This window comes from Ruegeria sp. CDSA221 (assembly GCF_059611825.1).
In genome coordinates this window covers 16,481-30,400 of the sequence record NZ_JBXWPK010000014.1, presented here as the reverse complement: position 1 = coordinate 30,400, position 13,920 = coordinate 16,481, and the positions used below count along the sequence as shown (strand labels likewise).

Sequence of the window (13,920 nt, the reverse complement as noted above, 5' to 3'; positions counted from 1 at the left end):
ATGTCCCGACAGAACTATACCTTTACTTCGGAATCCGTTTCCGAAGGGCATCCGGATAAGGTTTGTGACCGTATTTCCGATGCTGTACTTGACGCATTTCTGAACGAAGAACCCGAGGCACGCGTTGCGTGCGAGACCTTTGCGACAACGGATCGCGTGGTGATCGGCGGCGAAGTGGGGCTGTCTGATCAGGACAAGCTGCATGACTATATGGGCCGCATCGACGAGATCGCCCGCGCCTGTATCAAGGATATCGGCTATGAGCAGGATAAGTTCCACCACGAGACGGTAGAAGTTACGAACCTGCTGCATGAGCAATCTGCACATATTGCGCAGGGCGTAGATGCGTCGGGTGACAAGGACGAAGGTGCTGGTGATCAGGGCATCATGTTCGGCTATGCTACCACCGAGACACCCGCGCTTATGCCTGCGCCGATCCAGTATTCCCATGCAATCCTGCGCCGTCTGGCCGAGGTCCGCAAGAACGGGACCGAGCCTGCGCTGGGCCCGGATGCGAAATCGCAGCTGTCAGTGATCTACCAGGATGGCAAGCCGGTTGGCGTCAGCTCGATCGTTCTGTCGACCCAGCATCTGGATGAGACGCTGAGCTCGGCCGATATTCGTGCCATTGTTGAGCCGTATATCACCGAAACTCTGCCCGAGGGTTGGCTGACCGATCAGACCGATTGGCACGTCAACCCAACCGGCAAGTTCGTCATTGGCGGTCCGGACGGAGATGCGGGTCTGACCGGTCGTAAGATCATCGTGGACACTTATGGTGGTGCAGCGCCTCATGGTGGCGGAGCGTTTTCGGGTAAAGACCCGACCAAGGTGGACCGTTCGGCGGCTTATGCCGCGCGCTATCTGGCCAAGAATGTCGTAGCCGCGGGAATGGCCGAGCGTTGCACGATCCAGCTGAGCTATGCCATTGGCGTTTCCCGGCCTCTGTCGATCTATGCGGATACGCATGGCACGGGGCAGATCGCGGATGATCGGATTGAAAAAGCCGTCGGCCAGGTGATGGACCTGACCCCACGCGGCATCCGTCAGCATCTGGAGCTGAACAAGCCGATCTATCAGCGCACAGCAGCCTATGGCCATTTTGGCCGCCAGCCGGAAGCGGATGGAGGTTTCAGCTGGGAGCGCACAGATCTAGCAGACGCGTTGAAAGCGGCGGTTTGATCTGACTGTTATTAATAGGTGCGCCCTTGCGGGCGCGACTATTTCTTGGGAATTGTATGAGAGGCGGCGGCTATTCTGCTCTGCCGCCGCCCCTTGCCTCTGAGCCGTCCCCGCAGTATGGGCACCGCCATGAGCACCCAGACCCCCCAACGCCCCCGCAGAAACTTTTATGGCCGCTTCAAAGGCAAGACCCTGAAGCAAAGCCAAAAGACGTATCTAAGCGAAGACCTCGTTGCGCTGTCTCCGGGTGCTGTGGACTGGGAGAGCAATCCTGAACGCAGCCCGCTGGATCTGAAGGCCCTGTTCGGTGGCAAGGATGTCTGGCTTGAGATCGGCTTTGGCGGGGGCGAGCATCTGGTGCATCAGGCGGCCAGCAATCCCGATATCGGTATCATTGGGGCTGAACCCTATATCAACGGTGTTGCCATGTTGTTGGGCAAGATTCGCAAGGCTGGGGTCGAGAATCTGGCGGTGCATCCCGGCGATGCGCGCGATCTTTTTGATGTCTTGCCCGAAGCCAGCATATCACGCGCCTTTCTTCTGTACCCCGATCCCTGGCCCAAAACCCGGCATCACCGCCGTCGGTTCGTGACCCCAGAGCATCTGGAGCCGTTGGCGCGGTCGTTGAAACCGGGCGCGATCTTTCGTGTTGCCACAGATATTCCCGACTATGTCCGCCAAACGTTGGAAGAGGTGCCGGGCGCTGGTTTCGAATGGTTGGCGGAACGCCCCACCGATTGGCGCGAGCCCTGGGAAGACTGGATTTCCACGCGCTATGAGCAGAAGGCCCTGCGCGAAGGGCGGACACCGCATTACCTGACCTTCCGCCGCAACGACTGATTGCGGCTGGACCAAGCGGCCCCAATTCGCTAATCGGCTTGGGAACTGATAGCGAAAACAGGAGCCCCCATGTCCGGACACGGCACGCCCATCCCGATGACCTCGCACCCTTGCGGTCCGCTGACCGGAACGGCCGAGGTGCCTGGTGACAAGTCGATCTCGCACCGATCGCTGATCCTGGGCGCGATGGCCGTGGGTGAAACCCGGATCACCGGTCTGTTGGAGGGTGAGGACGTTCTGGACACCGCAAAGGCGATGCGTGCATTTGGGGCTGAGGTGACGGATCACGGGGGTGGCGAATGGTCAGTCCATGGTGTGGGCGTCGGTGGCTTTGCCGAACCCGATCAGGTTATTGACTGCGGCAACTCGGGCACCGGCGTTCGGTTGATCATGGGTGCGATGGCGACCTCTGCGATTTCCGCGACATTCACGGGGGATGCCAGCCTCAACAAACGCCCTATGGCGCGGGTAACCGATCCTCTGGCGTTGTTTGGTGCGCAATCTGTGGGACGCACCGGGGGGCGCCTACCTATGACGATTGTGGGTGCAGCAGACCCTGTCCCAGTAAAGTACGAGGTTCCTGTTCCCTCCGCACAGGTGAAATCTGCCGTTTTGTTGGCAGGTCTGAACGCACCGGGCAAGACCGTGGTGATTGAGGCCGAAGCGACCCGGGACCATTCCGAACGGATGCTGGCCGGGTTTGGTGCCGAAATCACAGTCGAGGATACCGATGAGGGGCGCGTTATCACCCTGACCGGGCGGCCCGAATTGAAGCCGCAGGTGATCGCGGTCCCCCGTGATCCCTCCAGCGCGGCCTTCCCGGTCTGTGCGGCGCTGATCACCCCCGGGTCTGATGTTCTGGTTCCGGGCATCGGCCTGAACCCGACCCGCGCGGGTCTGTTTACCACTCTGCGTGAGATGGGTGCTGACCTGACCTACGAGAATGAGCGCGAAGAGGGCGGCGAACCGGTTGCGGATCTGCGCGCGCGTTATTCGCCCGATATGAAGGGAATCTCGGTTCCTCCGGAACGGGCGGCGTCGATGATTGACGAATACCCTGTTCTGTCTGTGGTCGCGGCAAATGCCACTGGCACCACGATGATGGGCGGCGTGAAAGAGCTGCGCGTCAAGGAAAGCGACCGTATTGATGCGATGGCCCGCGGCCTGCGCGTTAATGGCGTCACCGTCGATGAGGGCGATGATTGGTGGTCGGTGGACGGTCTGGGAATTGGCAATGTTCCCGGCGGCGGCACCTGTGAGAGCTTTCTGGATCACCGGATCGCGATGTCCTTTATGGTTATGGGTATGGGGGCGAAAAATCCGGTCGGAGTCGACGATGGCGGCCCGATCGCAACGTCTTTCCCGATCTTCGAACCGTTGATGGCTGGCCTTGGTGCGCGGCTGCAGCGAAACAACCGGTAAATGCGATGGCAGTTGCCAGTTTCACCATAGCAATCGATGGCCCGGCAGCAGCGGGGAAGGGCACGATTTCCAATGCCGTTGCCGCCCATTTCGGGTTTGCGCATCTCGATACCGGCCTGCTTTACCGTGCGGTTGGCCGCAGAACGCTGGAAGGTGCCGACCCGGTTAGTGCCGCGCAAACGCTGACAGCCGAGGACCTGGATCAGGGTGATCTGCGCACGGCTGAAATCGCGCAAGCGGCCTCGAAAGTTGCAGTTATCCCCGAGGTGCGGGCTGCATTGGTCGATTTTCAGCGCGCCTTTGCGCGCCGCGCGGGCGGTGCAGTGTTGGACGGTCGTGACATCGGAACCGTTATTTGCCCGCGGGCCGAGGTTAAACTGTTTGTCACCGCCAGCGCCGAAGTGCGCGCTGAGAGACGGTTTCTGGAACTGGACGCCAAGGGCCATGAGGTTACACGCGCACAGGTGTTGGCCGATGTGCGTGAGCGGGACGCTCGGGATGCCGAACGCAGCAATGCACCTATGAAGCCAGCTGAGGATGCGGTCATACTGGATACCTCGGACCTGAGCATTGACGCAGCTCTCGCCCGCGCGATTGAGGTCATCGAACCAGTTCTGCCCTAGGGCCGTTTGCCAGAGCAAACACAACTTTGTTCACTAAGCTTTGTTTGGCCAGTGCCCGAGGCGTCGATTACCTTTGTATCGACATCTGCCGGAGGTAATCGATGTTCCGCCTGATTTTGATTTTTACCTTTCTCGCCAGTGCGCTTTCAGCGCAAGAGGCAGAACCGCCAATGACCTACGAGCGTTTGGGCAAGATATTGTTTGCGCTTGACCCCGAGACAGAGCCTCTTGGGCCGGGCTTTCAGCTTACCATCGCGGAGGTTCCCGTTCTGGTGATTACCGACGTCAATGCGGACCGGATGCGGGCCATGGTGTCGATCCAAAGTGTCGAAGATCTGAGTGCTCAGGACATGCAACGGATGATGCAGGCGAATTTCGACAGTACCCTGGATGCGCGATATGCGATTGCCAATGGCACCTTGTGGGCTGCGTTCATCCACCCCTTGTCGCGGCTGGAAAGGGATCAGTTGATCTCGGGGCTGGCCCAGACGGTGAACATCGCCAACACCTACGGCACCTTGTATTCCAGCGGAGTTGCGGAATTTGGCGGCGGCGATAGCAATGATCTTCAGCGCGCTCTGATCGAAGAGCTTCTGAAAAAAGGCGAGGATATCTGACGCAGGGCCGGTACTTGCGCATTTCCTTTCTCGCAGCATCCACCATCCTAAAGAAAGTCGCGCAGTGGCGAGCGGCCTGTGTTGCCGGGTCTGATGACCCGACATGTATGTAGGTTCGGCCGTCATAGTGCCTAGCTGGATGCAGGAAAGCTGTTATAGTTTCTCTCAGGCAAAAAGGGAAAGCTGCTTTACAAGCCCCAAAATCAAAAAGGGCAGGCGGCTAAAAAACCCCAAAACCAACAGGGACAGAAAATATGAATAATCGTTTGCGCAAGATCACCATTGTGGGTGGCGGCACGGCAGGTTGGATGACCGCGCTGATCCTGGAAATGGTGTTTTCACGCACGTCAGCACCCAAGGATCGCCCGCGTATCTGCCTGATCGAAAGCCCCAATATCTCGACTGTGGGCGTTGGCGAGGCCACGGTTCCACGGATGCCGATCACGCTGCGCCAGGCCGGCATTTCAGAGCGGGATTTCTTCCGTGAGACCAACGCCTCGTTCAAGCTGGGCGTGAAGTTTTGTAATTGGAACAAGGACGCCAAAGGCAATCGAATTGATTACGTGAACCCTTTTGCGCATGGCCAGTTGTTAGAGGGGTTAGAGCCCGCAGAATACTTCCTGCGCTTTGGCAATGGCGATAGGGATTTCACGCAGTCCATCTCGCCCCATGATGATCTGGCGCGCCTATGCAAAGGTGGGCGGCCACTGGGTCAGCCAGAGTTTGAGCAGCGGTTCGGTTATGCCTATCATCTGGATGCTGTGAAGTTTGCAGGCATGTTGACCAGGGTTTGCACCAAGCGCGGCGTTGAGCATATCCAGGACGAGGTGAAATCGGTCGAGCTGGATGAGCAGGGCAATGTCAGTCATCTGATGCTGGAAAAGAAAGGCCGCCATGACATTGAGATGGTCGTGGATTGCACCGGGTTTCGCGGCTTGATTATCAACAAGGCGCTGGGCGAGCCTTTCATGGACTATTCTGACTATCTGCCCAACGACCGCGCCATGGCGTTGCAGATCGAGCACCCGGATCCAGAAAAAATTGAAAGCGTCACACGGTCCACCGCACTTGGCGCGGGGTGGACCTGGCGGGTGCCACTCTTTAACCGTGTGGGCACGGGCTATGTTTACTCATCTGCGCATCGCACGGATGAACAGGCGGCGGATGAATACCTCGAATGGCTGGGCGACAGCGGCAAAGGTGCGACGCCGCGTGTGATCCCGATGCGTATCGGACGCGTGCGCAATGCCTGGGTCAAGAATTGCGTGGCGATCGGACTGGCCGGAGGGTTCATCGAACCGCTGGAAAGTACAGCGATCCACATGATTGATCATGCGGTGCGCTGGTTCGCCGAGCATCTGCCTACGCGGGACATCGAACCGTCGCTGCGGGCGAGATATAACAAGCAAATGGATAAGCTCTATGACGAGGTTCTGGATTTCATTTGTCTGCACTACCGCTTGGGCAACCGCACGGATGATCAATATTGGATCGACGCGCGGACCGAAATGAAGATACCGGATCGGCTGGCCGAGAACCTTGAGCTGTGGCAGCACCGCCTGCCTTTGGAACGAGATATCGAGTTTGCAACGCTTTTCGATTTCCGCGTCTATCAAACGGTTCTTTTGGGTAAGCAGGTCTATGATACGGGCTATGGTGCCGGCATCCGCGATCGCTTGCGGCCGTTGAAGAAACCGATCTGGTTCCAGTGGTGGAAAGGCGCGAAAGTGGATCTTGCGCAGATACTCAGATCAATGCCTGATCACAAAACCCTGCTGCGCGATATCCGGGGCGAGCTAGAGCGCCCTGCCTTTGGAAAGGCCGCAGCAGCGAAGCCAACAGTCGCGATGCCGGGCGCGGCCCCGGTACCTTTGGCGGTCCAGAACATGCCGAATTTTGCCGAAATCCAAAGCGGCTCAAAAGATCTGCAACTGTTTTAGGCGCTCTGTCCTTTCGGAGCTGAAGAAGAATACAAATCGACCCGACCTCAGCCATGCAAGGCTGGGGTTTGCGTGTTATTTTGTGATATGCACGGTAAAACTTGCAGCGCCTGTGCGAACCCGTTATAGAGCGCGCGTCGACAAGGCGATTTGAGCCATAAAACAATGAGACGAGCAGGGTCGGACCAACCGGCCCTCTTTGTTTTGCGGTATATGTCAGGTCGTCTGACCAATCCACTAAGACCGGCGGAGACAACCGCTCGGCCAGCAAAAACGTTATGTAAAGGAAAACACTGCCAGATGGCTGATACAACCATGGAGGAATTCGAAGCCCTCCTTAATGAAAGCTTCGAAATGGACACGCCCGAAGAGGGTTCTGTTGTCAAAGGTAAGGTTCTGGCGATCGAAGCCGGCCAAGCCATCATCGACGTCGGCTACAAAATGGAAGGCCGCGTTGATCTGAAAGAATTCGCAAATCCTGGCGAAGCCCCTGAAATCACTGTTGGCGACGAGGTTGAAGTTTACCTGCGCGCCGCAGAAAACGCCCGTGGCGAAGCTGTCATCTCACGTGAGATGGCCCGCCGTGAAGAGGCATGGGACCGTCTGGAAAAAGCATATGCCGACGACCAGCGCGTCGAAGGTGCAATCTTTGGTCGTGTCAAAGGTGGCTTCACCGTCGATCTGGGTGGTGCAGTTGCGTTCCTGCCCGGCTCGCAGGTTGACGTGCGCCCCGTACGCGACGCTGGCCCTCTGATGGGTCTGAAGCAGCCGTTCCAGATTCTGAAAATGGACCGTCGCCGTGGCAACATCGTTGTTTCGCGCCGCGCAATCCTGGAAGAATCGCGTGCCGAACAGCGCGCCGAGGTTATCGGCAACCTGACCGAAGGTCAGACCGTAGAAGGCGTGGTCAAGAACATCACCGAATACGGTGCGTTTGTTGACCTGGGCGGCGTTGACGGCCTGCTGCACGTCACCGACATGGCATGGCGCCGTGTGAACCACCCGTCCGAGATCCTGACGATCGGCGAGACCATCAACGTTCAGGTCATCAAGATCAACAAAGAGACCCACCGCATCAGCCTGGGTATGAAGCAGCTGCAGGAAGATCCGTGGGATCTGGTTGCAGCCAAGTATCCGCTGAGCTCGGTTCATCAGGGTCGCGTCACCAACATCACCGACTACGGCGCGTTCGTCGAGCTGGAAGCCGGTGTCGAAGGTCTGGTGCACGTGTCCGAGATGTCCTGGACCAAGAAAAACGTCCACCCCGGCAAGATTGTTTCGACGAGCCAGGAAGTCGACGTCATGGTTCTGGAAATCGATGGCGCCAAGCGTCGCGTGTCTCTGGGCCTGAAGCAGACTCAGCGCAACCCGTGGGAAGTGTTTGCAGAAACACACCCCGAGGGCACCGAAGTCGAAGGCGAAGTCAAGAACATCACCGAATTCGGTCTGTTCATTGGCCTCGAAGGCGACATCGACGGCATGGTTCACCTCAGCGATCTGTCCTGGGACGAGCGTGGCGAGGATGCCATCCAGAACTACCACAAGAACGACGTGGTACAGGCCGTTGTGTCTGAAGTGGATGTCGAGAAAGAGCGTATCTCGCTGTCGATCAAAGCCCTGGGCGGTGACAAGTTCGCCGAAGCCGTGGGCGGCGTGAAGCGTGGCTCGATCATCACCGTTGAGGTCACCGCGATCGAAGATGGCGGCATCGAGGTAGAGTACGAAGGTATGAAGTCGTTCATCCGTCGTTCCGACCTGAGCCGTGACCGTGCCGAACAGCGCCCCGAGCGTTTCTCGGTCGGTAACAAGGTCGACGTCCGCGTCACCAATGTCGACAGCAAGACCCGTCGTCTGGGTCTGTCGATCAAGGCACGTGAGATCGCCGAAGAGAAAGAGGCCGTGGAACAGTACGGTTCTTCCGACTCGGGCGCATCGCTGGGCGATATCCTGGGTGCAGCGCTGAAGTCGGGCGACTAAGTCCGAGCCTCAGTCAAGCCGAATTTCCGGCCCCGCGTGAAAGCGCGGGGCCGTTTTTGTTGCGAATCAACATGTTCGCATTTTCAGGCTAATTGAGGCTTAGGTTCATGCATTTGTCGGGCAAATTACATGAACTGGCAAAAATTCGCGTTACTTAACTGTAATTTTCAGCCTTTGCCCGCAGAGTTTACGTTCCCCCGAACCCAGTTTTTTCCTATACTGTTCAGAATAATAGGCATGGTTAACCGGTCGCCTGGGAGGGTAACGCACATGATCCGTTCAGAACTGATTCAGAAAATCGCCGACGAGAACCCGCATCTTTATCAGCGTGACGTCGAGCGAATCGTGAATACCGTGTTCGAAGAAGTAACGGATGCGATGGCGCGAGGGGATCGGGTTGAACTGAGAGGCTTCGGGGCGTTTTCAGTGAAACAGCGCGATGCCCGTGTGGGTCGTAACCCGCGCACCGGCGAAACTGTGCAGGTCGAAGAAAAATGTGTTCCGTTTTTCAAAACTGGCAAGTTGCTAAGGGACCGGTTGAACGGTAAAGCCTAGGCCATGATGCGCTACCTTCGATATGCTTTTCTCGCGGTCCTCGGGATCGTCTTGATTTCAGTCTCTCTGGCCAACCGCGAAGCGGTTGAGCTGACGCTTATTCCCTCGGCTATAGCCGATTTGCTTGGCTTCAATTTCAGCGCCTCGTTGCCGCTGTTCGTGGTGGTTCTGGGTGGCATCGTCGCTGGCCTGGTCATTGGCTTTCTTTGGGAATGGCTGCGCGAGCACAAGCACCGCCGCGATGCTACCGCCAGCAAAGGTGAAGTGCGCAAGCTTGAGCGTGAGGTCAAGAAGCTCAAGAAAGCGCAGAACGAAGGACAGGACGAAGTTCTCGCCCTGTTGGATGAGGCCAGCTGAGGCCCGGAATGTCGGATGTAGCGGTTAAAATCTGCGGCCTGACTGCACCAGATCACGTGCGCGCAGCAGCTGATGCGGGTGCACGGTATCTTGGTTTCAACTTCTTTCCGAAATCGCCTCGATATGTTTCGCCTCAACAGGCAGCAGCTTTGTTCGAGCATGTCCCCGTTGGGGTTGCAAAGGTCGCCTTGGTTGTGAACGCCACGGATGAGTTGTTGGACAGTATCACCGCAGTCGCCCCTTTTGACATGTTGCAGCTGCATGGCTCAGAATCTGTCGAGCGGGTGCAGGAAATCAAGGCGCGCTATGGGTTGCCTGTTATCAAGGTGGTTGGTGTTGCAGATGCCGAAGACCTGGCCGACATTGATACTTATTGCGATGTTGCCGATCAGTTGCTGATAGATGCCAAGGCGCCAAAGAGCTCGGTTCTGCCGGGTGGAAACGGGCTGGCGTTTGACTGGCGTTTGCTGGCTGGGCGCAAATACTGGCGCAAGCCCTGGATGCTGGCCGGTGGGTTGAACCCCGGCAATGTGGCCGAGGCCATCCGTATGACGGGCGCGCGTCAGGTCGATGTCGCCTCGGGCGTGGAAAGTGCACCGGGCATCAAGGATGCCGCGATGGTTCGTGCGTTTGTAGACGCTGCAATTCGGGCCGGCTGAGGTATCACATCTAAGGATTCCCATGTGCGTTTTGCCATGGCAAATCCCGCCGCTACCTCCTATGAACAACGGGTACGACGATGGAGACACCCATGGCCAACGATCTTTTCAATTCCTTCATGTCCGGCCCAGACGAGCAGGGCCGTTTCGGCATTTTCGGCGGGCGTTTTGTCAGCGAAACGCTGATGCCGCTGATCCTGGCGCTGGAAGAGGAATATGAAAAGGCCAAGGACGATGCCACATTTTGGGCCGAGATGGACGATCTGTGGGCCAACTATGTGGGACGCCCCTCGCCATTATATTATGCCGAACGCCTGACCGAGCATCTGGGTGGCGCCAAAATCTATCTGAAGCGCGATGAGCTGAACCACACCGGCGCGCACAAGATCAATAACGTATTGGGCCAGATCATTCTGGCGCGGCGCATGGGCAAGACCCGGATCATTGCCGAGACCGGCGCCGGACAGCATGGCGTGGCCACAGCCACCGTTTGCGCCAAGTTCGGTTTGAAATGCGTGGTCTATATGGGCGCGCATGATGTGCAGCGACAGGCCCCGAACGTGTTCCGCATGCGCCTGCTGGGGGCCGAAGTGATCCCTGTGACGTCAGGTCGTGGCACATTGAAAGACGCGATGAACGATGCGTTACGTGACTGGGTGACCAACGTGCGCGATACGTTTTATTGCATCGGTACAGTTGCTGGCCCGCACCCGTATCCGGCGATGGTGCGCGACTTTCAGTCGATCATCGGCAAGGAAGCAAAGGAACAGATGCACAAGGCCGAGGGCCGTTTACCCGACACGCTCATCGCCGCCATCGGTGGTGGATCGAACGCAATGGGTCTGTTCTATCCGTTCCTGGATGATAAATCCGTCAACATCATCGGTGTCGAAGCCGGTGGTAAGGGCGTGAACGACAAGATGGAACATTGCGCCTCGCTGACCGGCGGCCGCCCCGGTGTTCTGCATGGCAACCGCACCTATCTGTTGCAGGATGATGACGGGCAAATCCTCGAAGGATACTCGATCTCGGCTGGTCTGGATTACCCGGGCATTGGCCCTGAACATTCATGGCTGAATGATATCGGCCGCGCGCAATATGTGTCGATCACCGACAAAGAGGCGCTTGAGGCGTTCCAGCTTTGCTGTGCAACCGAAGGCATCATCCCGGCGCTTGAACCTAGCCATGCGCTGGCTCATGTGATGAAGATCGCGCCGGATCTGCCCAAGGATCACCTGATCTGCATGAATATGTGTGGACGTGGTGACAAGGATGTTCAGACCGTGGCGAAATATCTGAACTTCGACATGTCGGATACCGAAGGCCGCAGCGCCGATTGACCAGGCGGTAAAATTTGAAATTTCTGACAAAAGCTGTGTGCCTTTGAACGGTGTGCAGCTTTGGTTTCCAGCCTGCGGCTTTTCGAATGTTGCGCAGCTGGGTAATTTTGTTGCGCACTCGCCACAGGTGCATTTCCACCTCTCAGAATATCATTGAGCGAATCCTGCCCCTTCGCCTAAACCCGCCGTTACCGGTCAAAACGGGCCGGACCCTAGCGAGCAGAGGTGATCACTCTCTCGGTGCGGACGGCGCTGCCGAAACCGTATGCCAGGGCCGAAACCGGGGATTGGTACATGCTTTGTAGCTCAGGTGGAAGAGCGGCAGATGGCAAGTCTGTGAGCGAAGGTTCGACTCCTTCCAAAGCTCCAAATGTAGCTCATTCTGGTTAGAGCAATCGACTGTTAATCGATGTGTAGCGGGTTCGAGTCCCGCCATTTGAACAAACGCTGTTAGGTCAGCACCGGCCTTCAACGCCGGTCCGTGAAAACGGTCCAAATCATTAAGGTCCGGGTGTTCCCCAGCAGGGGTGGCACCGCGCTATGTCAGGCTTTGGCCGGGCGGGGCAGGGGTCTTCGCTGCTCTGGTCTTGGGCCAGAGGGCAGATGACGGTGTCGCCGGATTGGCGCCCCGCTTGATCCCTTGGGAGCAGGCGGCGCATTGGTCCCGCGCCCCTCTCTCTGACCCTCTCGCAAAAGGACACGGCGCGGGGGATGCCCGGGTCTTTCACAGCCTTCATCCGAAGGCTTCACACCTGTCACCCAATCGGGGTGCAAACCACTGAAAACATGAAAAGGAGTTCGCTTTTGCGACGACGATAGAGCGAGACGAAAAGGAGAAATGAAATGACACTATTCCAAGATCTGATCGACCGGCTGTCCGGTCATCAACGGCTGACCCTGACCGAGACCCAGCGGATGCTGGTTTTGCGCAAGGGGGTAATTGACACCCTCCTCGGCCCCGGGAAACACCGGCTGCCACGCAGGGATGTGCTGACCGAGCTGCACGATCTGGAGGCTCTCTTTTTCGTGTCGCCCTATGAGCGGGCGCTGATGCAGAACCGGCCCGAACTGGCCGAGGCGCACCTGACCGAGTTTCGGGCAGGGCCCGACGAGGTTCTGGTTCTGCTTCGGGATGGTGTGCCCGCACTGGTGCTGATCCCCGAAGTACGGGCGCTGGTTTGGAAGGTTGCCGGCCCTTGGGCCGTTGAGCAACACGCGCTGACCGAGTCCATGGTTGTGCCCAAAGCGGTCGCGCAGCGGCTGGTTCGGGTGGGGCTGCAGATGCACCTGACGCGGGTCGAGATTGTCGAAGGGCATGTCGGTTTGCTGACCGTGGATGGCGTGCTAGTGGATCGGCTGAACCCCGGCGCCCATGCCTTCTGGAAGGTGGGCCGGAACGTCGAGGTCAAGCAGATCGACCTGCGGCAACGAACCCATGAGGTAACGGGTCAAGAGATACTGACCAAGGACCGGGTGACCATCCGGGTCAACCTCAGCGCCGATTACCGGGTCGTCGATCCGGTCAAGGCGATGGGGGCGGTGAAGGATTTTGATCAGGCCCTGCACCGGGCCCTGCAACTGGCGTTCCGGAAGACCCTTGGGTCGATGACGCTTGACCGGCTACTTGCCGAGAAGGTGGGCGTTGACACCGAGGCTGCAGATCGGGTGCGGACACAAATGGCCGGGATCGGCATCGAAGTGGGTGAGATCGCGTTGAAAGACGTCATCCTGCCCGGCGAGATGCGCGAAATCCTGACCGCCGTAGTCGCTGCCGAGAAACAGGCCGAGGCCAACGTCATCCGGCGGAGGGAAGAAACCAACGCCACGCGGTCTTTGCTGAACACCGCGAAAGTTATGGCGGAAAACCCGGTGATGCTGCGACTGAAAGAGCTGGAAGCGCTGGAAACCATCGCCGGCAAGGTCGAGCGGCTGACGGTTCATAACGGAACCGAGGGTCTGATGTCTGACCTTGTGAAATTGCGGGATTGATCCCGAATAAGGGCTGGTCCGGGTGATCCCGGGCCGGTCTGCCTAGTCCTGAACCGCGTGTTGGTTGAGAATGCGCAGAGGCACGATGTCCAGCGCCCGTTGATGTGTCGCCTCAAGATGAACCTTGGGCGCGCATCCTTCGTCATGGGCTTGCAGGAAGCGACCCGCACATAAACACCAGCTGTCACCGGCACGCAGCCCTGGAAAATTAAACTCGGGGCGCGGCGTGCTGAGGTCATTGCCGACATATTTCGAATAGGCCAGAAACTCGACCGTCATTACCGCGCAAACCGTGTGGCTGCCCTGATCCTCGGGGCAGGTATTGCAGGCGCCATCGCGAAAGAACCCAGTCAGCGGATCGCGGGAGCAAGGGGCGAGCACGCCCCCCAGAACATTTATGCTTTCCTGTTTCTGCATAA

13 protein-coding genes and 1 tRNA gene are annotated in these 13,920 nt (G+C 58.0%); 13 read left to right on the top strand and 1 reads right to left on the bottom strand.

What is annotated here, in order from left to right; genetic code table 11:
• From metK to AC2FJ5_RS17465, 13 genes are all read left to right on the top strand, one after another.
• Entirely contained in the window at window positions 1–1,182 is a 1,182-nt protein-coding gene (gene metK, locus AC2FJ5_RS17525) for a methionine adenosyltransferase (RefSeq protein ID WP_142639436.1), read from the top strand.
• A gap of 129 nt (window positions 1,183–1,311) precedes the next feature.
• Window positions 1,312–2,022 carry a tRNA (guanine(46)-N(7))-methyltransferase TrmB gene (trmB, locus tag AC2FJ5_RS17520; protein WP_281973465.1) on the top strand — a complete coding sequence of 237 codons (711 nt, stop codon included), beginning with the start codon at window positions 1,312–1,314 and terminating at the stop codon, window positions 2,020–2,022.
• 69 nt (window positions 2,023–2,091) lie between these two features.
• Window positions 2,092–3,444, top strand: coding sequence for a 3-phosphoshikimate 1-carboxyvinyltransferase (aroA, locus tag AC2FJ5_RS17515; RefSeq protein ID WP_496794148.1), 1,353 nt, complete (start codon window positions 2,092–2,094; stop codon window positions 3,442–3,444).
• Window positions 3,445–3,449: 5 nt separating this feature from the next.
• The gene (locus tag AC2FJ5_RS17510) at window positions 3,450–4,067 is read left to right on the top strand and encodes a (d)CMP kinase (RefSeq protein ID WP_496794147.1); all 618 of its coding nucleotides are present in this window, start codon (window positions 3,450–3,452) and stop codon (window positions 4,065–4,067) included.
• 101 nt (window positions 4,068–4,168) lie between these two features.
• Window positions 4,169–4,684, top strand: a complete 516-nt coding sequence (locus AC2FJ5_RS17505; RefSeq protein WP_271951586.1) for a hypothetical protein — start codon at window positions 4,169–4,171, stop codon at window positions 4,682–4,684.
• Window positions 4,685–4,938: 254 nt separating this feature from the next.
• Entirely contained in the window at window positions 4,939–6,624 is a 1,686-nt protein-coding gene (locus AC2FJ5_RS17500; RefSeq protein ID WP_496794146.1) for a tryptophan halogenase family protein, read from the top strand.
• Window positions 6,625–6,924: 300 nt separating this feature from the next.
• On the top strand, window positions 6,925–8,601 hold the full coding sequence (rpsA, locus tag AC2FJ5_RS17495; RefSeq protein WP_142639449.1) for a 30S ribosomal protein S1: 1,677 nt from the start codon (window positions 6,925–6,927) through the stop codon (window positions 8,599–8,601).
• 270 nt (window positions 8,602–8,871) lie between these two features.
• Window positions 8,872–9,156 carry an integration host factor subunit beta gene (ihfB, locus tag AC2FJ5_RS17490; protein WP_037310872.1) on the top strand — a complete coding sequence of 95 codons (285 nt, stop codon included), beginning with the start codon at window positions 8,872–8,874 and terminating at the stop codon, window positions 9,154–9,156.
• A gap of 6 nt (window positions 9,157–9,162) precedes the next feature.
• A complete protein-coding gene (locus AC2FJ5_RS17485) occupies window positions 9,163–9,513 on the top strand; it encodes a lipopolysaccharide assembly protein LapA domain-containing protein (protein ID WP_271951622.1) in 351 nt (116 codons plus the stop codon).
• Window positions 9,514–9,521: 8 nt separating this feature from the next.
• A complete protein-coding gene (locus AC2FJ5_RS17480; RefSeq protein ID WP_496703554.1) occupies window positions 9,522–10,172 on the top strand; it encodes a phosphoribosylanthranilate isomerase in 651 nt (216 codons plus the stop codon).
• A 92-nt stretch (window positions 10,173–10,264) separates the two neighbouring features.
• Entirely contained in the window at window positions 10,265–11,512 is a 1,248-nt protein-coding gene (trpB, locus tag AC2FJ5_RS17475; protein WP_281973469.1) for a tryptophan synthase subunit beta, read from the top strand.
• Window positions 11,513–11,878: 366 nt separating this feature from the next.
• A tRNA-Asn gene (locus AC2FJ5_RS17470) sits at window positions 11,879–11,953 on the top strand.
• Window positions 11,954–12,355: 402 nt separating this feature from the next.
• The gene (locus tag AC2FJ5_RS17465; protein ID WP_496794145.1) at window positions 12,356–13,501 is read left to right on the top strand and encodes a slipin family protein; all 1,146 of its coding nucleotides are present in this window, start codon (window positions 12,356–12,358) and stop codon (window positions 13,499–13,501) included.
• 42 nt (window positions 13,502–13,543) lie between these two features.
• On the opposite strand, the gene AC2FJ5_RS17460 is transcribed toward AC2FJ5_RS17465, so the two are convergent.
• Entirely contained in the window at window positions 13,544–13,918 is a 375-nt protein-coding gene (locus tag AC2FJ5_RS17460; protein ID WP_142639459.1) for a DUF2237 family protein, read from the bottom strand.
• Between the last annotated feature and the right edge of the window lie 2 nt (window positions 13,919–13,920).

Coding starts and splice junctions, on each gene's coding strand:
- metK (WP_142639436.1), top strand. CDS start 1: ATGTCCCGACAGAACTATACCTTTACTTCGGAATCCGTTTCCGAAGGG.
- trmB (WP_281973465.1), top strand. CDS start 1,312: ATGAGCACCCAGACCCCCCAACGCCCCCGCAGAAACTTTTATGGCCGC.
- aroA (WP_496794148.1), top strand. CDS start 2,092: ATGTCCGGACACGGCACGCCCATCCCGATGACCTCGCACCCTTGCGGT.
- AC2FJ5_RS17510 (WP_496794147.1), top strand. CDS start 3,450: ATGGCAGTTGCCAGTTTCACCATAGCAATCGATGGCCCGGCAGCAGCG.
- AC2FJ5_RS17505 (WP_271951586.1), top strand. CDS start 4,169: ATGTTCCGCCTGATTTTGATTTTTACCTTTCTCGCCAGTGCGCTTTCA.
- AC2FJ5_RS17500 (WP_496794146.1), top strand. CDS start 4,939: ATGAATAATCGTTTGCGCAAGATCACCATTGTGGGTGGCGGCACGGCA.
- rpsA (WP_142639449.1), top strand. CDS start 6,925: ATGGCTGATACAACCATGGAGGAATTCGAAGCCCTCCTTAATGAAAGC.
- ihfB (WP_037310872.1), top strand. CDS start 8,872: ATGATCCGTTCAGAACTGATTCAGAAAATCGCCGACGAGAACCCGCAT.
- AC2FJ5_RS17485 (WP_271951622.1), top strand. CDS start 9,163: ATGCGCTACCTTCGATATGCTTTTCTCGCGGTCCTCGGGATCGTCTTG.
- AC2FJ5_RS17480 (WP_496703554.1), top strand. CDS start 9,522: ATGTCGGATGTAGCGGTTAAAATCTGCGGCCTGACTGCACCAGATCAC.
- trpB (WP_281973469.1), top strand. CDS start 10,265: ATGGCCAACGATCTTTTCAATTCCTTCATGTCCGGCCCAGACGAGCAG.
- AC2FJ5_RS17465 (WP_496794145.1), top strand. CDS start 12,356: ATGACACTATTCCAAGATCTGATCGACCGGCTGTCCGGTCATCAACGG.
- AC2FJ5_RS17460 (WP_142639459.1), bottom strand. CDS start 13,918: ATGCAGAAACAGGAAAGCATAAATGTTCTGGGGGGCGTGCTCGCCCCT.